The 20,018-nt window shown below is 64.9% G+C and carries 24 protein-coding genes and 3 pseudogenes; 5 read left to right on the forward strand and 22 right to left on the reverse strand.

Going from position 1 to position 20,018, the window contains the following annotated elements:
* Positions 1-41: 41 nt before the first annotated feature.
* The 3 genes and pseudogenes from V5F26_RS15250 to V5F26_RS15260 form a co-directional block, all read right to left on the reverse strand.
* On the reverse strand, positions 42-965 hold the full coding sequence (locus V5F26_RS15250) for an EthD domain-containing protein (protein WP_394946488.1): 924 nt from the start codon (positions 963-965) through the stop codon (positions 42-44).
* A pseudogene (locus V5F26_RS15255) lies at positions 962-1,681 on the reverse strand (MFS transporter); the annotation flags it as partial. The pseudogene V5F26_RS15255 and the gene V5F26_RS15250, both read right to left, overlap by 4 nt.
* Before the next feature lie 73 nt (positions 1,682-1,754).
* Positions 1,755-2,186, reverse strand: a pseudogene (locus V5F26_RS15260) (MFS transporter); the annotation flags it as partial.
* Between the two features lie 122 nt (positions 2,187-2,308).
* Between V5F26_RS15260 and V5F26_RS15265 the strand changes: the two are divergent.
* Positions 2,309-3,235, forward strand: a complete 927-nt coding sequence (locus V5F26_RS15265) for a LysR family transcriptional regulator (RefSeq protein WP_394946364.1) — start codon at positions 2,309-2,311, stop codon at positions 3,233-3,235.
* Positions 3,236-3,420: 185 nt separating this feature from the next.
* Here V5F26_RS15265 and V5F26_RS15270 read toward each other — a convergent pair whose 3' ends face one another.
* From V5F26_RS15270 to V5F26_RS15280, 3 genes are read right to left on the reverse strand one after another with little or no spacing between them, the layout of a single operon-like run.
* Positions 3,421-4,557, reverse strand: a complete 1,137-nt coding sequence (locus tag V5F26_RS15270) for an MFS transporter (protein ID WP_394946366.1) — start codon at positions 4,555-4,557, stop codon at positions 3,421-3,423.
* Positions 4,554-4,919, reverse strand: coding sequence for an alpha/beta fold hydrolase (locus V5F26_RS15275; protein ID WP_394946367.1), 366 nt, complete (start codon positions 4,917-4,919; stop codon positions 4,554-4,556). The genes V5F26_RS15270 and V5F26_RS15275 overlap by 4 nt, the downstream gene beginning before the upstream one ends.
* Positions 4,858-5,355 (reverse strand): alpha/beta fold hydrolase, encoded by a 498-nt coding sequence (locus V5F26_RS15280; protein ID WP_394946368.1) that lies wholly within the window; start codon positions 5,353-5,355, stop codon positions 4,858-4,860. Before V5F26_RS15280 ends, V5F26_RS15275 begins: the two co-directional genes overlap by 62 nt.
* 80 nt (positions 5,356-5,435) lie before the next feature.
* Between V5F26_RS15280 and V5F26_RS15285 the strand changes: the two genes are divergently transcribed.
* Positions 5,436-5,783 carry a MerR family transcriptional regulator gene (locus V5F26_RS15285; protein WP_394946369.1) on the forward strand — a complete coding sequence of 116 codons (348 nt, stop codon included), beginning with the start codon at positions 5,436-5,438 and terminating at the stop codon, positions 5,781-5,783.
* A 6-nt stretch (positions 5,784-5,789) separates the two neighbouring features.
* On the opposite strand, the gene V5F26_RS15290 is transcribed toward V5F26_RS15285, so the two are convergent.
* Together V5F26_RS15290 and V5F26_RS15295 are read right to left on the reverse strand one after the other, a co-directional pair.
* Positions 5,790-6,806, reverse strand: a complete 1,017-nt coding sequence (locus tag V5F26_RS15290; RefSeq protein WP_394946371.1) for a zinc-dependent alcohol dehydrogenase family protein — start codon at positions 6,804-6,806, stop codon at positions 5,790-5,792.
* Between the two features lie 85 nt (positions 6,807-6,891).
* Positions 6,892-7,206 (reverse strand): winged helix-turn-helix transcriptional regulator, encoded by a 315-nt coding sequence (locus V5F26_RS15295; protein WP_394946372.1) that lies wholly within the window; start codon positions 7,204-7,206, stop codon positions 6,892-6,894.
* A 139-nt stretch (positions 7,207-7,345) separates the two neighbouring features.
* Between V5F26_RS15295 and V5F26_RS15300 the strand changes: the two genes are divergently transcribed.
* Positions 7,346-8,095 carry an SDR family oxidoreductase gene (locus V5F26_RS15300; RefSeq protein WP_394946373.1) on the forward strand — a complete coding sequence of 250 codons (750 nt, stop codon included), beginning with the start codon at positions 7,346-7,348 and terminating at the stop codon, positions 8,093-8,095.
* A gap of 129 nt (positions 8,096-8,224) precedes the next feature.
* Positions 8,225-9,049 (forward strand): PhzF family protein, encoded by an 825-nt coding sequence (locus tag V5F26_RS15305; RefSeq protein WP_394946374.1) that lies wholly within the window; start codon positions 8,225-8,227, stop codon positions 9,047-9,049.
* A gap of 107 nt (positions 9,050-9,156) precedes the next feature.
* On the opposite strand, the gene V5F26_RS15310 is transcribed toward V5F26_RS15305, so the two are convergent.
* Positions 9,157-9,921: a sulfite exporter TauE/SafE family protein gene (locus tag V5F26_RS15310; protein WP_394946376.1), complete on the reverse strand. Its 765-nt coding sequence runs from the start codon at positions 9,919-9,921 to the stop codon at positions 9,157-9,159.
* A gap of 97 nt (positions 9,922-10,018) precedes the next feature.
* Between V5F26_RS15310 and V5F26_RS15315 the strand changes: the two genes are divergently transcribed.
* Positions 10,019-10,990 carry a LysR substrate-binding domain-containing protein gene (locus V5F26_RS15315; protein WP_394946377.1) on the forward strand — a complete coding sequence of 324 codons (972 nt, stop codon included), beginning with the start codon at positions 10,019-10,021 and terminating at the stop codon, positions 10,988-10,990.
* On the opposite strand, the gene V5F26_RS15320 is transcribed toward V5F26_RS15315, so the two are convergent.
* From V5F26_RS15320 to V5F26_RS15380, 13 genes and pseudogenes are all read right to left on the reverse strand, one after another.
* Positions 10,979-12,211 carry a DUF3363 domain-containing protein gene (locus V5F26_RS15320; RefSeq protein WP_394946489.1) on the reverse strand — a complete coding sequence of 411 codons (1,233 nt, stop codon included), beginning with the start codon at positions 12,209-12,211 and terminating at the stop codon, positions 10,979-10,981. The genes V5F26_RS15315 and V5F26_RS15320 overlap by 12 nt on opposite strands.
* A gap of 180 nt (positions 12,212-12,391) precedes the next feature.
* Positions 12,392-13,186: pseudogene (locus V5F26_RS15325) on the reverse strand (hypothetical protein); the annotation flags it as partial.
* A gap of 133 nt (positions 13,187-13,319) precedes the next feature.
* A complete protein-coding gene (locus V5F26_RS15330) occupies positions 13,320-14,027 on the reverse strand; it encodes a lytic transglycosylase domain-containing protein (RefSeq protein ID WP_394946378.1) in 708 nt (235 codons plus the stop codon).
* A 226-nt stretch (positions 14,028-14,253) separates the two neighbouring features.
* Positions 14,254-14,589, reverse strand: a complete 336-nt coding sequence (locus V5F26_RS15335; protein ID WP_253709049.1) for a DUF736 domain-containing protein — start codon at positions 14,587-14,589, stop codon at positions 14,254-14,256.
* A gap of 46 nt (positions 14,590-14,635) precedes the next feature.
* Complete coding sequence (locus tag V5F26_RS15340) at positions 14,636-15,181, reverse strand: S26 family signal peptidase (RefSeq protein ID WP_394946379.1); 546 nt, start codon at positions 15,179-15,181, stop codon at positions 14,636-14,638.
* Positions 15,178-15,699 (reverse strand): DUF2840 domain-containing protein, encoded by a 522-nt coding sequence (locus V5F26_RS15345; protein WP_394946380.1) that lies wholly within the window; start codon positions 15,697-15,699, stop codon positions 15,178-15,180. Before V5F26_RS15345 ends, V5F26_RS15340 begins: the two co-directional genes overlap by 4 nt.
* The gene (locus tag V5F26_RS15350; RefSeq protein WP_394946381.1) at positions 15,696-15,947 is read right to left on the reverse strand and encodes a hypothetical protein; all 252 of its coding nucleotides are present in this window, start codon (positions 15,945-15,947) and stop codon (positions 15,696-15,698) included. Before V5F26_RS15350 ends, V5F26_RS15345 begins: the two co-directional genes overlap by 4 nt.
* Positions 15,944-16,597, reverse strand: a complete 654-nt coding sequence (gene parA, locus V5F26_RS15355) for a ParA family partition ATPase (protein WP_394946382.1) — start codon at positions 16,595-16,597, stop codon at positions 15,944-15,946. The genes V5F26_RS15350 and parA overlap by 4 nt, the downstream gene beginning before the upstream one ends.
* Positions 16,594-17,664 carry a replication initiator protein A gene (locus V5F26_RS15360; protein ID WP_394946383.1) on the reverse strand — a complete coding sequence of 357 codons (1,071 nt, stop codon included), beginning with the start codon at positions 17,662-17,664 and terminating at the stop codon, positions 16,594-16,596. The genes parA and V5F26_RS15360 overlap by 4 nt, the downstream gene beginning before the upstream one ends.
* Positions 17,665-17,934, reverse strand: a complete 270-nt coding sequence (locus V5F26_RS15365; protein ID WP_073625759.1) for a helix-turn-helix transcriptional regulator — start codon at positions 17,932-17,934, stop codon at positions 17,665-17,667.
* Positions 17,935-18,089: 155 nt separating this feature from the next.
* Positions 18,090-18,575, reverse strand: a complete 486-nt coding sequence (locus V5F26_RS15370) for a DUF2285 domain-containing protein (protein WP_394946384.1) — start codon at positions 18,573-18,575, stop codon at positions 18,090-18,092.
* Between the two features lie 49 nt (positions 18,576-18,624).
* Complete coding sequence (locus V5F26_RS15375; protein WP_394946385.1) at positions 18,625-19,044, reverse strand: transcriptional regulator domain-containing protein; 420 nt, start codon at positions 19,042-19,044, stop codon at positions 18,625-18,627.
* A 131-nt stretch (positions 19,045-19,175) separates the two neighbouring features.
* On the reverse strand, positions 19,176-20,018 hold the full coding sequence (locus V5F26_RS15380; RefSeq protein ID WP_394946386.1) for a DUF932 domain-containing protein: 843 nt from the start codon (positions 20,016-20,018) through the stop codon (positions 19,176-19,178).

The raw sequence follows: 20,018 nt of genomic DNA on the forward strand, positions 1-20,018 counted from the left end.
CCGCGGCCGGCTACGTTTGTCGGACAGCGTCGCCGGCGCCCTCATGACGTTGCCGAGGCCTGTTCCGGCGCGAGCTGATCGACGACGGTGAAGGTCAGGCCAGTCCAATATTCACCCGCCTCAACGACCGCGATGGATCGTTCCGCTTCCTCGATCGCGGCATGGCCGTCGGACAGCAGGAAGCTCTCGACATCCTTCATCGAGGCGAAGGCCATGAGCGTCACGCCATCGATCCGGCTGGCTACGGGATGGAAGAAAGGCGCGCCCGCTGTGACGGGGCCGATGTTGTGAAGCTGGACGTAACGCTTCACAAGACGCTGCGTATCGGCCTGGCCGACCACCAACTCGGCATGATCGTGCAGCCAGCGGCGCTGGAACCTCTCGCGGTCGAGATCATCGCGCCGGATGTGCGTCTTGATCAGGAGGATCGAGTCGTCACCAGCCGTGTTCGGCATGATGATGAACTGGCGGGCCAGTACCGGCCCGAGATCCCGGAAGATGGCCTGATCCTCGGGAAGGATCTTGCGACGAACACGCTCGGCACCGAGAACCGCGCCGAGATCGTCGAGCCCCGCGAAGTTGAGATACGCGACCCCGTCCCACTGCGGACGTCGGTGGGGCTCGACGTGACCGACGATGGTCTCGAACAGGCGACCGTCCGCATCGAGCGGTGGCCGGTAAGGCGGCGGGTTCAAACTCGTCGGTCCCGACGCCACGCGGTGAATCTGATCGTAACGCAGCAGGCGACTGATCGTCGTGCGATCGTCCGCCTCGTCGGGATGGAGGAAGCGCGGGCCATGCACCTTGCGCCAGTAGTCACCCCATGTTTCGAAGCTGAGATTGGGGTCGGTTTCGGACGCGTTGGCGGCCGGATCGGCGCGCAACAAGAACGAGAACAGCACCGTCAGCGGAGCGGTTCGAGCGTCGGGCTCGGTTGATGTGGACGGTGCGATAGAGGTGGTCATCGGGCGAACTCCTTTGCAGCGAGGGGAACGGATGGCGGAAGAAGGGAGCGCAGCAGCGCGGCGAAACCGGCAATCACGCCTGTGAGGCACACGCCGGTCCAGCCGTAGCGGCTCCAGGCCCAGCCGCCGGCGAGCGCACCGATCGCCATGCCAATCATGGCAGCGGTCATCAGTAAGCCGTTCAGCCGGCTGCGCGCTGCGGGGTCGATCGTCGTGACGATGGTCTGGTGCGAAACCAGCGCGGCCATGACGCCGAGGTCGAACAGCACCGCTCCCGCGATCAGCGCTGCGATCGAATGCGGAAGTGCCAGCATCAGGGTGAAGGCAAGAGTAACCAGCAGACAGCCGAGGCGGATCGCGATGGCAGGCCCTCGGGCGTCGGCGAGGCGTCCGAACAGAGGGGCGCCGAAGGCCCCGGCGGCGCCGGCCAATCCGAAGGCGCCGGCCGCACCCGCACCGAGATAGAGCGGCGGCTCCGCCAGCATCAGCGCCAGGGTCGACCAGAAGGCACCAAGGGTTGCCGCCAGCAGGCCCTGGGTCAGGAGTGCCTTGCGCAGCACCGCATGTCGCTCGACCAAGGTGGCAAGGCTCAGGAGAAGAGCGCCATAGGAACCGTTGGCGGTCGCCGGCTGGAGCGGCAACCAGCGCCAGACCGCAACGCCGACCAGCGCCACCATGGTGGCGGCCAACGCGTAGATCGCTCGCCAACCGAAGAGATCGCCGACGCCCCCCCCCCAAGGTGCGAGACAACAGGATGCCGCAGAGCAGGCCCGTGGTCACAAGCCCGATGGTGCGCCCCCGCTCTTCGGCCGTCGTGAGTTGCGCCGCCATGGGCACGAAGTCCTGGCCGAGGCTGCCGAGCAGTCCGACGGCGAGGCTGACGGCGAGAAGCACGGAAAAATTCGGTGCGAGAGCCGTCGCCAACAGCGCAAGCACGAGCAGGATCGACTTGGCGAGGACGAGCCGCTTGCGGTCGATGAGATCGCCGAGCGGGGCCAGCAGCAGCATTCCGAGGGCATAGCCGGCTTGGCTCACCGCCGGGACGAGGCTCGCCGGTTCCGATCCGATGCCGAATGTCTCGCGTACCAGCGGAACCACCGGTTGGATGTAATAGACATTGGCGACGCCGACGCCGGCTCCGATCGCCAGAAGCCAGATCAGAGCCGGCGGGATCGACTGCCTTCCTTCGTCTTTATGGGTGGAATGTGATGGTCCTGGCATGGCGCCGCTCCGTGGGATACGGGCCGGACGCCCCTAACCGGAGCATTTTATTGGCGACTGTAGTGGCGATAAATTGCCTCTTATGGCAATATGAGTTGACTGATAGTCGTCAATAGGTCGCGATGATTTCCACCGAACACCTCAGTGGCATAACAGCCTTCGTCCAGGCCGCCGACGCGGGCGGATTCACGCTGGCGGCGGAGAGGCTCGGCCTGTCGAAATCCGGTATCGCCAAGAGCGTGGCGCGGCTCGAGGATCGGCTCGGGGTTCGATTGTTCAACCGAACAACGCGTCGCTTCGCGCTGACGACCGAAGGCCAATCTTTCTACGAGACCTGCGTGCGCGTCCTGGCCGATCTGGAAAACGCCGAGGCGGCACTGAACGCCCATCGCCTGCGGCCACGCGGGCGACTGCGGGTCGATCTGCCCGTGGTGTTCGGCCGACGCTGGGTGCTGCCCGTGCTCCTCGACATTGGCGCGCTGTATCCGGAACTGTCGCTGGAAGTCTCTTTGACTGATAGGCGCATTGATCCGATTGACGAAGGCATCGACCTGGTGATCCGCATCGGCGATCTCGATGACAGCACCACACTCGTCGCCAGAAGACTGGGTGTGCAGCAATCGGTGCTCTGCGCCAGCCCAGATTATCTCGACAGGCACGGGAGCCCCACCTCGCTCGATGATCTCAGCGCTCATGCCTGCATCGTCTTTGGCCGGGGCGGACAGTCCTTGCCGTGGTGGTTCCTGGATGGGAAGGGCGCGCCAGTGGCGAAGCCCGTCTCCGGACGGCTCTCATTCAACCACAGCGACGCCATCTGCGACGCCGCGGCCCTCGCCGGCCAAGGCATCGCACTTCTCTCGACTTGGCTGATTGCCGACCACTTGCGCAACGGACGTCTTGCACAGGTGCTGCCCGAGGTGACGACGCGAGGCTTTCCGATCCACGCTCTCTGGCCGCAGACTCGGCAGATGAGCCCGAAGGTGCGCGTCGTGGTCGACGAACTGGTGAACCGCTTTTTGCCCGAACCGCCATGGGATCGAAACGATTGACCTTCACTTTTCTCAGATCCGCGCCAGACGAGATCGAGAAAAATTCCTGGTCCCAGCTACCCTTGGCGGCGACCAACTCGCAGTGCACCGAGCACTTTCCACTTCATCGCCGCTGAATCGAAACAAAAATCCGGGAAAGGGAGTTTTCGAAGCACCCTCGGTGCGTCACTGCCTCACGGCCTCTCTCAAAGAGAGCTGCAATTGTTCCGATTGCCAAGTATCTGAATCAGGATCAGTGCAGCACCCCCCAGAACCGCGCCGCAGAACAGCACTGTGGCCGGCGAGGCATGTGCGAGAACAAGCCCGCCGAGCGCAGCGCCGAGGCCGATCCCGCCGTTGAAGGCCGCGACATAGACGGCCGACGCGGCGTCCGGCGCTTCGGGTACAACCGCCAACACCCAGCCCTGCAAGCCGACGATCAGCATGGAAACGGAGCCGCCCCACAAGACCATTCCGGCGGCGATAAGGATCGGGTGCCGGCCCGACAGCGCCAGGGACGCCTCGCTCACGGCGACCAGGGCAATCGCGACCAGTGCGAGCGTCGAAGGCTTGGCGGGAAACCAGCCGCTGACGACGGTGCCGCCAGCGCCGGCGAGGCCGAAGATGAACAGATACCAGGGAACTCCATCCGGCCTGATGCCGGCGACATCACCGAGCAGGGGAACAATGTAGGTATAGCCGCAGAAATGCGCCGTGATGCCGAGCACCGTAACCCCCGCGATGACGGCGAGTTTCTTCACAGGCCGGCCACCACCCGGCGGGGCGCCCGATTCGAGCGACGGCACGGCCGGCAGACCGACGAGGCTCGTGCCCAGAGAAACAAAGCCGAGCACCGCGAAGGTGGCGAAAGCCGCCCGCCAGCCGAGCAACTGACCGATGGCGTTGGCGGCGGGGACCCCGGCGACGATGGCGATCGAAATTCCCGTGAAGACAATCGCCAGAGCCCTGTTCTCCGGCACATCGGGCGCAAGACGTGTCGCCAGCGGCGCCAGGATCGACCAGAAGACGCCATGGGTCAGGGCCGTCAGCACGCGTGCGGCGGCAAGCGCGGCATAGGTGGGCGCGACGGCTCTGGCGAGGTTCGACACGGCGACGGTGCCAACCAGTCCGACGAACAGCATCCGCCGGTCGAGCCGCAGGGTGAGCGTGGTCAGCGGTACGGCGGTGATTGCCGCAATCCACGCGTAGCCGGTAACCAGCGCTCCCACGGCGGCTTCGGAAACCCCGAGATCCTGCCGGATCGCGGGCACGAGGCCGATCGGCAGATACTCGGCCGTCTGCGCCACGAAGACCGCGAACATCACGATCAGCAACCGGATCATGGACGCCGGTCATCCAGCAGGAACTCGCGAATGAGCGCCGTGAAGGCGTCCGGCCGTTCGAGCGCGGCGAGATGACCGGTCGGCATCTCGGTATAACGCGCGCCGGGGATTGCCGCCGCCACGGTCCGCGCCTCGGCCGGCGGTACCATGTGATCGTAGGTGCAGCCGATGACCAGCACCGGCTTCTCGATCCGCCGCGCCGCCACGGTGACATCGATCGCAAGATCGAGGTCGACCTGGCGCGCCATGCCCTCCCAGTCGTTGCCGGAGACGATCGCTTCAGTCGCCTCGGCGATCCCGTCATGGCCGAGACTCGCCAAGAAAGTTGGGCTGAAGCCGGTCAGCAGCACGAAACGCGCCATGGCCAGGCGATCGCTGCGGATCAGATCGTTCCAGAGGCCGAACTGCATCCGCTGCCCGGGGGCCGGCGCCATCGAGAAAAGCCCCGAGCAGTACCACCCGGTGGACGAGATGGGGGTAATCCGCGGCGATCTTCGTCGCCACCGCCGCGCCGAGCGAAAAGCCGACGAGGTCGAACGGTACCGCGCCCGCCGCTTCCGCCGCCGCCACGACTTCGGCCGCAAGCCGCTCGGCGCTGAGTTCGCCGCCCGTGTCGCGCGTCTCGCCGGAGCCTGAATAGTCGGGCCGCACCACCGGCCAATGCCGGGCGAGCTCCTGTACCAAGTGCCCCCAATTGGTTTCGGCATTGCCGCCGGTACCGTGGACGAGCACCAGCCCCGGACCTTCTCCTTCGACACGGTAAGCGACGCGCGTACCGCCAAGTTCGACGATCGCCATAACCTTCGACTCCCTTCTTCCATTCAGTCGAAGGCGACGCTACAGTCTGACAGTACTGTGAAGGTCAAGAGAGTCGGGCCATGCAGATCGGTGATTTGTCGAAACGTACCGGCATCAGCATCCGCATGCTGCGCTACTACGAGGAGGAGGGGCTGCTGACGCCGGCCCGGCGCGCTTCCGGATACCGCGACTATGGCGAGGCCGAGGAGCGGATCGCCCGGCGCATCCGGCTCCTCAGCGAGGCAGGCCTGAAGCTCGACACGATCCGCTTCCTCCTGCCCTGCGTGCTATCCGACCGGCCGGATTTCGAGCCCTGTCTCGAGGTGCTGGCGACGCTGCGCCGGGAGGTGACGGGCCTCGACGAGAAGATCGATTGTCTCCAGTCGAGCCGCGCCATCCTCGCCGGCTACCTCGATCGTCTCGGCTGAACCCGGTCAGCCCGAAACGCCGACCACCACTTTGCCGAAATGCGCGCCGGCACGAAGATACTCGTATGCCTCTGGCACGCCCCCGAAGGGAAAGACCCGGTCGATCACCGGGACCAGTTTCTTTTCCGAGATGAAGGCGTTCATCGCCGAGAAATGGGCGGTCGAGCCGACGGTGACGCCGATGATGTCGGCGTTGACGGTCTGCAGGCGTTCCAGGTCGGGCTTCGGGCCGGCACCAGTCAGCACGCCGATCTGCACGATCTTGCCGCCGGCCGCGACGGCCTTCAGAGTGCGTCGGTAAGTCTCCCGCCCGCCGAGTTCGAGAATGTGGCTGGCTCCCTTGCCGTCGGTCACGGCGACGACCGCCTCGTGCCAATCGGGCGTGGTCCGGTAATTGATCAAGCCGGCCGCGCCGAGCGCACGGGCCCGTTCGAGTTTTTCGTCCGACGACGACAGGACGATCGCGCGGGCCCCGAGCGCGACGGCAAATTGCAGCCCGAACAGGGCGACGCCGCCGGTGCCCTGGACGAGCAGCGTATCGCCGCTCCGGAGCCCCGCTCGCACGACCAGCCCATGCCAGGCGGTGACCGCGGCGCAGGGCAAGGTCGCGGCTTCTGCGAACGAGAGATGCTCGGGCACAGCCACCAGCGCCGCCGCCGGAACGGTGATGAAGTCCGCCAGCACGCCGTCGGTCGCCCGCCCGCCGAGGGAGGTCGGCAGACAGGCCGTATCGAATGGCCCAGAGATCCAATTCAGGAAAAATGACGCGGCCACCCGGTCTCCCTCCTTCCAGCCGGTCACGTCGACGCCAAGCATATCGACGATCCCGGCGGCATCGGAAAGCGGAATGCGCCCGTCGAGACTGCCGTCGGCGGCGGCCGCCAGGATCAGGATGTCTCGGTAGTTGAGGCTCGCGGCGACGACCCGGAGACGCACCTCGCCGGGGCCGGGTTCGGGGACCGGCGCTTCACCGGCGACGGGTCGGGCCCGCCCTCCTTCGGACAGCAGTCGATAGAGTTTCATGTCGGCATCTCCATGTTGGTTCGATGGAGATTTCAGCCTCAGGCCTGACAGCGCTGTAAGAGTCAAGACAGCGATGGAATCGCCTTCACGCAGCCGCCCCGCCCCTCAACGCCTCGCCATGGATTCGCATCCACATGGCCAGCGAGCCAAGTGTTTCCTCAAGACTGCGGCCAAGGTCGGTGATCTCGTATTCGACGCGCGGGGGCATCTCCACGAAGACCTCCCTGCGCACGAGTCCGCGCCGTTCGAACAATCGCAGCTGACGGGTCAATTCCTTCTGGGTGATCGGGGCGACCGCGCGCTGCAGTTCCAGGAACCGCACCGGCCGGCCGATGACGATGAGGCGGTAGAGGATTGGAATCGCCCATTTTCCCGAGACGAGATTGACGAAATCCACCATCGGGCAGCGTTCGTCCGCGTCCGTCGCCCCTGCCCGACCCGCCACCGCATCTTTCTCCTTAGTATCCAAACGGTGCCTACTATACAAATAATACCATAGGCGTGAAAGTCGCCCAGACGGTCTGGTCATGGAGACTGGTATGAGACGCCTCGAAGGAAAGCGTGCACTGATCACCGGCGGCACGAGTGGGATAGGACTGGAGACCGCGCGGCAGTGTCTCGCCGAGGGTGCGCGGCTGGCGATCACCGGGCGAGACGAAGGACGGCTGGCCGAGGCGGCACGCGACCTCGGCGGCGACGTGCTGGCGATCCGTGCCGACGCGGGTGACCTCGCCGATCAACAAAACCTCGCCAATCGGATCGGAGCGGCCTGGGGCGGTCTCGACGTGCTCTTCGTCAATGCCGGGGACGTCACCCATCGGCCGGTCGGGGATTGGGACGAAGCGGCCTGGGACCGGTTGATGGCGACCAATCTCAAGGGTCCCTTCTTCCTGATCCAGGCGTTGCTGCCGCTGTTCGGCAATCCGGCATCGGTGATTCTGTGCGGATCGGTCAGCGCGCACATCGGCCTGCCGCAGTCGAGTGCCTACGCCGCCAGCAAGGCCGGGCTGTTGTCGCTGGCCCGAACCCTCTCGGGCGAGTTCATCAAACGCGGCATTCGCGTCAATGGCCTCAGCCCCGGCCCGACCGAGACGCCGGCACTCGGCAAGCTGGGCCTTTCAGGCGACGACGAAGCCAAGCTGCGCCAGGAAATCCGTGCTCTGGTGCCGCTGGGCCGGCTGGGGCGCGACTGGGAACTGGCAAAGGCGGCGGTATTCCTTGCCTCGGAAGAATCCGGTTTCGTGGTAGGCACCGAGCTTCTGGTCGACGGCGGCGTCGGCAACCTCTAGCCGACGGACGCCCTCGGGACGCAGAGGGTGTCCTACCAGCATCACCAAGGAGTCGGCATATCTCCGGCAATGATCTGGTAGCTTTGACAGTTCCAGCATTCGTCGGCGACCGGCAAGATGGAGCAAAACATGGATGTGAAGCGCATCGCCGCCTTCTCGATTGGCGGCAAGGGGGGAAACCCGGCGGGCGTCTCGTTATCCGCCGTTTTGCCCGATGAACGGGAGATGCAGTCGATTGCCTACGCAGTCGGCTATTCGGAGACGGCGTTCGCTGCCCCGATCGGGGATGCATGGCGCGTGCGCTATTTCGCGCCGGAAATGGAAGTACCCTTCTGCGGCCACGCCACTATCGCGCTCGGCACGCTTCTGGCCCGCACTCACGGCGACGGCGTCTTCAGGCTCCATCTCAACGATGGCGAAATCACCGTCGAAGGCCATGCTTCCGGTTCGCTCAACGCCGCACTCCAGTCGCCACCGACCCTCAGCCGGGCAGCCCCAACCGATCTCTCCGCCGCCGCACTCGAGCTCTTCACGATGACACCGGACGATCTGGATCCCCGTCTGCCGCCGGCGACCGTCGAAGCCGGCGCGCGGCATCTGCTGCTGGCGCTCCGCAGCCGAGAACGCCTCGCCACCATGGATTACAACCTCGTTGCGGGCGCCGAATTGATGCGGGCACACGGCTTTGCCACCATCGCGCTCGTCCAAGCCGAGACGGCCTCGCTGTTCCACGCTCGCAATGCCTTCGCCGCCGGGGGCGTCTTCGAAGATCCCGCGACCGGCGCGGCGGCGGCGGCGCTCGGCGGCTACTTGCGCGATGTTGGTTGGCCGCATGGCGGGCGGATCGAGATCGTTCAGGGCGAGGACATGGGGCAACCCTGCCGCCTGATCGTTGAGATTCCACCGGTGATCGGCGCCAGCGTTCGCGTCTCCGGAGAAGCTCGGTTCCTTTGACGAGCGACGATCGCTGCTATCTCGGAGTAATGCGCCAATCGCTCCGGCGGCATCTTGCGGCGAGCGCCCGGCACGAAGCGGAGCCCGGAAATGTGCTTGTCCTCGCCTCAATTCAACAGCCCGCGCAAAGCAAGCTCCATCCCCAGCAACCCGAGAAAGATGAGGAACCAACGCCGGAAGGCGGGCGGGCTAATCCTTCGGCGCAACCATTGTCCGATCAGCATCCCGATAAGCGCAGGAATGACGGCGAAGATAGACAAGCCCGCGTCACCGGCCGACCACGCGCCCATCGCGGCGAGACCGACAGCCAGAGCTACGGTCGAAACCGTAAATGACAGCCCGAGAGCCTGGACCAGATCATCGCGATCGAAGCGCAATGACTGCAAATAGGGAACCGCCGGAATGACGAAAACACCGGTGCAACCGGTGACGAGCCCCGTCGCGAGACCAATGACCATTGACAGGTAACGTTCCCAGCGCGGCGCTACGACAAAGGGATGCGCGACGAGCGCATAGACCGCATAGACCACCAGGGCGACACCCAATCCGGCCGTTGTCAGGTGCGTATCGCCACCGGCCAGCATCGACACGCCCGCAATGGTGCCGCAAACGATGCCCAGCAGCATCGGCCAGAGCCGGGACACCAGCATGGTGATATTCGGACCACTCGCCAGTTGCACGGCATTGGTGACAAAGGATGGAATAACCATCAAGCCGGCTGCGGAGACTGGTGACAGGAAGGCTCCGAGGAGCCCCATGGCGACAGTCGGCAGACCCATGCCGGTGACGCCCTTGACCACGCCGGCGAGGACGAAAACGGCGGCCTCGATGATCGTCACCCATACGGATGTTTCAAAAGCAGATACGGTCATGGCTTATTTGCACCGGGACCGACCCGCCTGAAAATGCGGAAACCGAAGAGTTAGCCTTAGGTTGGGCCGAAGGCTCGTTCAATGCTATGGTTTCCATATGCGGTTCGACCTCACTGACCTTCGCCTGTTTCTCAGTATCGCGGATGCCGGCAGCATCACGCATGGCGCCGCTGCTGCGCATATGTCGTTGGCTGCCGCGAGCGAACGCCTCATCGGCATGGAAGCCGATGCCGGGGTGCGTCTGGTCGATCGTGGACGCAGAGGCGTCGCCCTGACGGCCGCCGGCGAGACGCTCGCTCATCATGCCCGCCTCGTGCTGAAGCAGATGGGCCATCTCGTCGGCGAGATCGGCGAGCACGCGGCGGGGCGACGCGGTGCGATCAGGGTCTTGGCCAATACCGCATCCATGACCGAAATATTGCCCGAGAGGCTGGCGCGTTTTCTCGAGTTGCATCCACACGTTGACCTCGACCTCAAGGAACGAACCAGCTCCGAGATCGTAAAGGCGGTGGCAGGCGGGCTGGCGGATGTGGGTGTCGTCTCGGATGCGGTCGACACACGGGACGTTGCCATTCGTCCATTCGCGACAGACCGACTGGTCGTCGCCGTGGCCGGCAATTCCAACTTGTCGACAAAGCGGAAGGTCGCCTTTTCCGATCTCCTCAAGGTCCCATTCGTCGGGCTGGCTGTCGGCAGCGGGCTTCAGGACCATATCGACGAACATGCCCTACGCGCCGGTCAACCGCTCTCCTACCGGCTTCGAGTAGTGTCGGTCGAGGCATCATGCCTACTGGCGGCACGTGGCATCGGAATAGCCATTGTTCCGGAGGCCGCTGCGCGACGATGCCGACGACACATGGGGTTTGGCTTGCTGCGTCTTTCCGATCTATGGGCAAGAAGACAACTTCTTCTCTGCACAGAGAAAGGCCGAACCCCTCCACCTCTTGTTCGAACATTTCTCGATGCGATGGTCCCTCCAGCGGTAGGCGATGATCCAGCGGATGGCACACTCGCCTCGACAAAGGCTTTCGGCTTCAAACAAACGAGCCACGGCCGATCAAATCCCTAACCCTTTTTCCCGCCCCAACTGCCACGACACCGATCCTCCCTGGACAATGCCGGAGACCTCCCTACCGAACTGGCGGTCAATGACCGGCCGCCACGGGACAAGGGTGAACTCGTGAGACTTCTCGACGATCGCGAACTTGCCGCTCGATAGCTGTACGGTCCCGGTAAACGCACCACTGACGGTCTCACCATCGGCGGCGGAACGGAACGGCAAGGCCTTCTTCACGGCCAGATCTTCGCCAACACGGGCGACCTCACGCTCTTGCAGGGCGACGATCAGGTTGCGCCGATAAGCGATGCGGCCATCGGCTTGACGGAGTGCGTCGCCCCGCTCGATCAACATTTCGCGCCGTCGATCCATCGCCTCGCGCACCTGTTCGCTGAACCCCGACGCTGACAGGTCCGACGCGTTCACGCCGAGCAGCCGCCGGTCGAGCCAGGTTGCACCGTCCGCTCCGATCTGGCGTTCGAGGTCGAAGGTCGAAAGGATGCGGACATTGGCGCGAGCGTTGCGGCCCGCATCATGGGCGGCAGCACGCGCCTCGAAATCTGCCGGGATGCGCCAATGATCGGCGTCGATCCGCTCGGTTATCCCGGCGCGGCGCAACGCCTCAAGCCGACGGACATGGGCATCGACGAACGCCTCATAATCGCCGTTCGGCACACGCCCCTCGAACCGAGCCTGCTCAAGATGGCGGCTCGGCCGATAGATGCCGTCCTCGGCCATGCCGACGATGGCGCGATCGGATGGGCGGCCGGTGCTGTCCGCCGGCCCGATCTCGATGATGCTGCCGATGCGAGCATCTTCGACGCGGGCCGGATCGATGCCGGAGACATGGTGCGTGCGTCCGTCGATGCCATCGACCAGCAGCGTCAGGTTTTCACCCAGTTCATCGCTGAGATGCTTGTCGATGACGCGGCCGACGACCGGCGTCGTGGGCGCGGCGTCGTGAATCTGAAAACTCATCGGGTCGCGCTCGGCGCCTTCGGCCCGGAGCGCCTTCTGCATGGTGCGGATGATGTCGCCGCGCTTGCCCATCTCGCGCAGGGTCGGCTCCAGCCGTTCGCTCAATTCCCAGACGCCCGGCGTATGCTCAGTGGCAAGGCCCATGTCGCCGAGCTTGCCAAGACGGCGCAGGCGCATCGTCCGATCGGACTGGCCGCGCAGGTCGCCCGGCTCATGACGCAGATCGATGAAGCGGTCCTGGCTTTCTGCGATCATCGCCCGGTCGATGCGGGTCAAGCGGTCCTGGTCGATCTCCGCCGTGAGCTTGCGGCGCTGCTCGATCTCGGTGACGGGGCCGAGTTCCAGCGTCGCCAGTTTGCTTGCCCGCTCACGAATGCCATTGGCGAGATAGTCGCCATTGATGACGAGATCCTCGCCGAGCGCATCGCGACCATTGACGATGACATGGACATGCGGATGGCCGGTGTTGTGGTGATTGACCGCCACCCAATCGAGCTTGGTCCCAAGATCGGCCTCGACTTGCGCCATCAGCTCGCGGGTATAGCCGTTCAGGTCGGCAAGATCGGCCGCGTCTTCCGGCGAGACGATGAACCGAAACTGATGGCGATCGTCCTGGCCGCGATCGAGAAAGGCATCGCCGTCGGCACGATCCTCCGTCGCGGAGTAGAGTTGCCCGCGCTCGCCATCGCGAGATGTGCCGTCACGCTGGATATAGCGCAGATGCGCGGCGGCCTTGCCGCTCTTGCCCGCGCCCCGGACAGAGCGGGATTTGACCATGACGCGGCGGTTGCCGGGCTGGCGATGGCTCCATCCGTTTGACAGATTGCGGGCGCGCACGAAGGCCGCACCGCGACCGCGCTGCACGCCCCGGCCGGAGGCGACGATGCTCTTTTCCTTGGTGACGCCACCGGAACCACCGCTCTTCGCCGATCGGCTTCGGCCAGAGGCTGCCAGTTGCTGGCGCGTGACCTTCCGCACCTTGCTGAGGAAGCTCTTGGCCTGTCCGGCTTTCCCGCCGTTGGATCGGACGCGACCGGGCTTTGGCCGGAAATGATCGTCGTCTTTCCTCATGTCCGCCGATCCGCCAGAAACCGCCGGCTTCGGCCAAGAGTGCCGCGAGAACCGCCGTATATTCTGGCTTTTCCACACCTCGCGGCACCATGGCGGTCCGGCGAAGGTGCCGCTCCAAACAGTGTGCAGACAAGGGCTTGCCCTGCGGATCGGACCCATGGGGTGCCGTCCGCTTTAATCTTGCCCTCCGCCCATTGCCCCCTTCGTGCCCCTCCTGCTGATGGATGAGACCGTTGCCAGCCCCATCCGCTGCACACTGAAGTCTTCTGCCGGGCGGACGCGATCACGAGCTTCATGGCTGTTGTCTCACATCCGCTCGCGCAACGAACAGACCGCCCGACTGCGGCACGATGGCGGAGAGATCGCGCACGGTGATCGCCTGCGGAGCGTCGTCCTTGTGCTCATCGGACTGCATGGGAGTGACCGCCGCTTTGCTCAAAGGCTGCGTGATGAAAAGCGGAGCACGGGTCCAGGAGAGCGGATCGGCGGACGCGACGGCGACCGCACCGGGGCTCTCGCTGTTGCTGATGATCGGCGCGAGAGTGGCGACATAGGCGCGGGTCTCTGGCGGAAGCGGTCGGCCCTTCAGCGCCTCCTCGTAGCGCCCGGGGCCGGCGTTGTAGGCCGCGATCCACTCCGGCGAACCGTAGCGGTCGAACAGTTCTCGGATGTAGGCCGCACCCGCCACGATGTTGTCGTGCGGGCCGTAGGGATCGTCACCTAACCGATAGCGCACGCGCAACTCAGTCCAGGTCTCCGGCATGATCTGCATCAGCCCGATCGCCCCTTTGGGCGAGAGCGCGCGCGGATCACCGTCGCTCTCGACGCGCATCACCGCGCGAATCCAGGCGGCGGGAAGCTCGAAGCGCTGTGCCGCCTCGGCGATGTGATCGCCATAGGGATCGCGCGATGACGGTTGGACGACAGGCCGAGGCTGCGCCAGCGCCATCGCCGGGATCGCAACGCCGCAAAGCATGCCCGAGAGAAGAATGACCGCCATTCCAACAGGCGTTCCTTCTCCACTGCGACACCAGCCTGCCAGCGTGCTCGCTGCCGTCAAGGGTACGCGCAATGCGCCGATCTTCGATCGCCCTTGACCTCCGCTGCGCGCGCCGGCCGACCGGTCGTCGAGCGGAACGAAGGGATGAGACGACTTTCTCGCGAACAAAGGGATGACCGATCGTAAGGAGATAGCAAGCGCGCGCAGGCTGACGGATCGCATGATGTCACTCCCGCTCGCCGCGCTTCGGGGCACGGTTCCAGTGCAGCGACCAGGACGCGCCGGCATCATCGTCGCGGAACAGGTTGGCGCGGATCGGCTGCGGCAAGGCCGGGTCATCGATGACGAGCGCGATGTAGTCCCCGGCCCGTTCGCCTGTACGCTTCCAGCCCGCGCCGATCTCCGGCCCTTCCTCGTTGCCGTTGTGGACGCGGTAGTCCGGCGCGTTGTCGGCATCGGACGGCTCTGCGGGAACGATGGTGATCTCGCGGAAGAGCGTGAAGGTGTGGACGCGCCCGACAAAGCCGGTGGTTTCGCGCGTGAACTCGCCAATCTGTGGCATGTAGAGCCTCCTTGAACTGGTGGTGGGATGAACGGTGGTGCGGCACTCACCGTGTCGGGGCACGCCAGACGAAATGACCGTCGCCCTCCTCGTCGGTGTAGATCGGCGTCGCCGTGCCGACGACGGCGCGCGCTGGGATCGGGCCGAAGTAGCGGCCGTCCAGACTGTCGGGCACGTTCGGGTTCATCAGGAAGAACTCGTCTTGCGCGACCGTCCGGCACCCCTGCCAGACCGGCAGGTCGCGGCCCGCGCGGTCGCGATCGAGCGCGTTACCGAGCGGCACATGATCGACCGTTATGGTGGGCCCCGAGCGACAGACTTCATGCCCCGGCAGGGCCATGACGCGCTTCAACAGCGGCACGCCGCGGCCGATGTAGCCGCGCTCCACCATGAAGTCGGCGAGCGGTTTGTCAGGAAGCACAGCAACGAGATCGCCGACCTCCAGGTCCGGTGCCGGAGCAAGAGTGTAGAGGCCGATCGGAACGCTCGCGGATGCGTTCCAGACGACGCGCAGCGGCGTGGGAATGAACGATGCGACGGCAACGCCCATCACGGAGAAGTACGTCGCCATGATGTAGCCGAACCGGGTCATGGTTCAGCCCTCTGGCGCAATAGAAACGCCTGATGCTGATCGACGGTGTAGGCACGCGGCTCGTATCCAACGGTCAAACGGTTGAGGACGTGCCGCCAGTGATCGGGCGACACCTCGATCGGATCAATGCCGATCACCTCGATGGCATCGATGTGCTGAAGGACGCGCTCGACCTTGGGCCAGCCCTCGATTCTGAGCAGGATGTCGCCGCCGGGACACACGAAAGGCAGCGTCTGGAAGGGCTCACCTGGCGCCACCGCGCGCACGATGTCGACGCGCGATGTGATCGTGCCGAAGTCGTTCGATGCCCACCGCACGAAGGCAAAGACGCTGCCGGGCCTGTAGAAAAAGACACGCCGACTTCGGTCGAGCACCTGTTCGCGCGCCTTGTGGCCGAACCTGATCCAGTTCTCGATCCGCTTCTCGATGTGCGTCAGTTCGACTTGTGTGAAAGCGTCGGCGGACTGGGTGCGCGGTGCAGCACCGCCATGAGAACGGGAAGCGGTGGCGCCGGTCATGGGCGATCTCCATCGGTGGTCGAAGGAAATTCACGCGCGAGCAGATCGCGCAGCATGTCGGCCACGGTGATGCCGCGCTGAAAGGCGACGATTTTGATGCGGCCACGCAGTTCGGGCGTGATGTCGATGGTCAGCCGCGCGGTGAAGCAGGCCGGCTCGTCGGTGCGCGGCGCATCGGCTGCCTTGATCCAGCTTTCGGGATCAGCGGGCCGGGCGGCAAAGCGGCGACGGATCGGGTGCGCGCTCATGGCAGTGCCCTTCCCGTGATCAACCGTCCGATCTCGGCAGCGAGTGCCGCGATTTCGCGCGCGGCCTGACTGTCGGGATCGATTTCAGAGGCGAGCCGACCGGACTGTGCGGCATCGGCGAAGACGACACGCTGGCCGATGGTGGTCGCCAGCACCGGCGGGTCATGATCGGCGAGCGTCTCGGCGGTCTCGCGGGCGATGATGGTGCGCGCGCCGCAGCGGTTGAGCACGAAGCGCGCCGCCAAGGCTGGCCGGTAGATGCGCGCTTCGGCGACTAGCGCCAGCATCTCGGCAGAGGCCCAGCCGTCGAACGGCGATGGCTGCACCGGGATCAGCACCAGGTCGGCGGCAAGCAATGCCGAGCGCATCAAACCGGCGATGCGTGGCGGGCCGTCGATGACGATGTGATCGGCATCGCGCGCCAGCTCCGGCGCTTCCCGGTGCAAGGTATCGCGCGCCAGGCCGACGACGCCGAACAGCGGGACGCCGTTCTCACGCGCCCGCTGCTGCGACCAGTCCAGCGCCGAACCCTGCGGGTCCGCATCGATCAGGGTGACACGCTTGCCCCTGCCGGCCCATTCACCGGCGAGATGCAGCGCCAGCGTCGTCTTGCCGACGCCGCCCTTCTGATTGAGGAGCGCGACGATCATGGCGTCCGCCTTCCGGCGGCACCGGCACCACGGCCGCGTTTCGCGCGCGCCAACAAAGAAGAGTTAGATTCTCTGTTAGAGTCTAAGTTAGCAGCCGAATTTGGTGTTTCAGACCAGAGCGATAACTGCGACCCGTGCGCCCGATCTGCCGATAGGCCTGCGCCTGATGTGCCGATACCCTTTGCGCCTGATCTGCCGATGCCGTTCACAGGCTTGTCCACAGGCACTGTGAATTGTTGGACGGGCCGTATGCGGAGCAGTTCACGCGACCCCTCGCGTTCGATCGACAGGCGATATCCAGGCAAGGGCTGACGGAGAGCGATCCGGCGCAGATCGAGCGCGAAATCGGAGATGCGCGCAAGGCTGCCGGATTTGGCGTGGAGATGGGCGATCTCGAACAGCCAGCCGTGTCGCTGATGGCCGGCGTGCTTGCGCGCGACGCGATAGAGCCAGCGCTCGATACCGCCGGTCAGCCGGAAATAGTCCGGGTCGATGGTCAGCACCAGTGAGCGGTCGACGACCCCGTTGTAGAACCACTCGGGCAGGACAAATTCCATGCCCTCGACGCGGCCCTCTCGCGTCGTCATCTCTTCCCATTCGTTGATCCAGGAGAATTGTCGGCGGCGCCATTGCACGCCGTTCCGAATCGTCGTGGCGATGACGGTCGATTGCAGCCGTGCCAGCGAGGCCTTCAGGAGAAGATACTGCTGGTTTCCGGTCGGACGGCCGACACCCCGCAGGAGCTGGTAGGGCGTGAAGCGAAAGAAGCGCGAGGTACGAAGACCATGGTTCTCGGCCGCGACGATCTGCGAGGCGGCCCAGATCAGCACATCGGCGTCCCATATCGTCGCCATGCCGTGTTCGGGCATCCCCAGCACCTGCACCTCGACATCGGCGGCCTTGTAGAGGATCGGCTTGGTTCGCGGCGTCTTCGACAGCGAGAAGAACGGCCGTTCCATGAGATCGCGCTGATCGCGCGGGCTGGCATCGCCGGTGGCGACCACGAAGGGATCGAGCCGCTGGCGTTCGCTGCCGTGCTTACCATCTTGTCGAGAAGCCCCGCTCATTCAGCGCGCTCCCCGTTCGGCGGGCGTCAGAGGACGCGCCGGAAAGACCCGGCCGGCATTCTGGTCCGTGGTGGATTTGCGCGCGCCGATGGCCGTCCAGGCCTGCAGGTCCTCAAGCGCGTAGATCACGCGGCCGCCGATCTTGCGATAGGTCGGACCGGTGCCATAGGTGCGGTGCTTTTCCAGCGTCCTGAGCGAGATGCCGAGGAAACGCGCCGCGTCGGGCGTGCGCAGGAAACGCGGCGGCAATCCCGTCTTCGGGTCGAGCATGATCGGGCCTCCGGGGCGGTTCGGATGGCTGCCGGTGACGGCAGCGGGTCATGGCGAACCGTGGCGGAGGAACGGCGGCTTGCAGCGTGCCGAAATTAGGGGGTAGCGTTTCCGGCCCCCCGGAGGCGCGAACGAAGACGATCGAACGGCAACGTTCAGCGGGGCGGCAGACGCGCGGGATAGCGCAGCAGATCGCGATATCCGCCATGCACATAGTGGGTGCCGTCAGCAACGAGGCGGCGCGTCTGGTTCTTGCGAGGATCGCTTTCCCAATCGGCTTTGTTGCCACGAAATCCAAGCAGGGCTTCCGCGATCTTTCGATAGCTGGCGCCGTCTGTGCGACCGTCGAGGGCGCGCAGGATCAGGATATGCCGGTCTCGGGTCTGCGCGGGTAAAGCGTGATGGCGCTCGCCGGTTGGCCGCCCGGTCAGCGCGCGCCAGAAGCGCAACACCGCTTCGGCGCGATGCTCCAGCAAGGCGTCGAGCGGCAGGATGACGAAATAAGCCGTCTTGGTGCCGGGCGGCGGATCTGCGAGCCAGAACTGATGGTCCACCTCTGCCGACCGCCAGAGGCCATGCCACGTCCCATCCTCGGTGGCACGAGCGTCGAGACCCGACAACGTCGGCAGGCTGATCGTCATGCTGGCGGGATCGTCCACGCTCCCTGGATGGGAACGAAGCTCAAAGGCGTCAGGCAGGAGAGACGGCATCCAGAACAGCGCGGCCCGGTCGGCGGAGAGAGCCGGGTCCGTCGGGAAATCGCAACCCCCAGCGTTCCGAGAACGCGGTCTGTGTATCTCCGTCGAGACGTGGCAATCGTCTCATGCGATGGAAGTCGCGACGATAGTCGTCATCGCGACGAAGGTACTCCCAGGCAAAGCCGGCGGCAGAAATGCTCTTGGCATGTGCATAAGCGGCCGGCGAGCGCCAATCTGTACTCGGCATGCCGTCACCTCTCGTCCAGCATTTATGCGTTGCTGGAAAGAGGAACTGTTCGCGATACGAGGCTCGTGTTGAAGCCACTGTTGCCCGATATGTTGATCGCGTTGGACGATCAATATTTGAAGATAATTCGGATCTTTTTTGAGGTTCCTTCGCGAGCCGGGCCATGCCCGGCGAGCCGCGTATTCACTGCTCTGCGGAAACCTGCCGATCCGTAAAGACGGATTGGCGCGAAATCTGATCCACGTTTCTACGCAAAGCCGTGAAGCCGGATTTCCGGCTCCACGGCTTTGCGGGTGTCAGGCAGTCTTGAGCCGGTGCATTCCCTCGGCCAGCGTCCACAGGGCGCGGTTCAGCCCGACATTCTGGTCGATGCCGTTGATGGGCCGTGTCGTACTGCGGCGGATGCGTCCGTCCGAAGTCTGCCGCCGTCCATTCAGCCCGCCCCGAATGAGGTTTTCCTGAATGACGTTGAACGTCTGCCACAGGCTTTGCCCGGCATCCTCTCGGCGGCGCGGGGCGATGATCTGATCCGGGCGAACCGGGCTTTCCTCCTCGCCATAGCGCGCGACGAGGCTCGCCTCGGCCAATACTTGCTGTTCATCCCGTGAGAGCCGGGTGTCCTTCATGGTTTCGGTCGCATCGATCAGGCGCGGAAAGTCCTGCGCGACGGTGTAGACGCCCTCGATGATCTGCTCCTGAATGCCGCCCTTGTGCGGCACGCGGACTTCCTCGAACCGCTCTCCCGCGATCATGCTGTTGGTGCAGACGAAGCGGAGCACCCCGGCAAACATCTGATAGGCGCTGGTCCCGTCGTGGCTGTTGACGATGATGACTTCCGCAGCCTCGGGTTTGCCTATGCCGTCATCCCGGCGCAGGCGCAGCATGTGCTTGGCATGGCCGTGGCGGTTGCCGTCGCGCGGAACCGCCTGCACGGCGAAGAACGGAAACCAACCTTCCCGGCGCAGCCCCTCCACGATCTCGATGGTGGGGACGTAGACGTAACGCTCCGACCGGCTGTCATGCGCTTCACGCGCGAACACCGAAGGGACGTGACGGTGAAGTGCCTCGTTGTCGAGCGCCTCGCGCCCGCTGATCTGGTGAGAATTGCGGCCGAACCGGGTTGCGAGATGATGATACAT

Origin of the sequence: Xanthobacter variabilis, from assembly GCF_043831965.2 — a bacterium.
GTDB lineage: Bacteria > Pseudomonadota > Alphaproteobacteria > Rhizobiales > Xanthobacteraceae > Xanthobacter.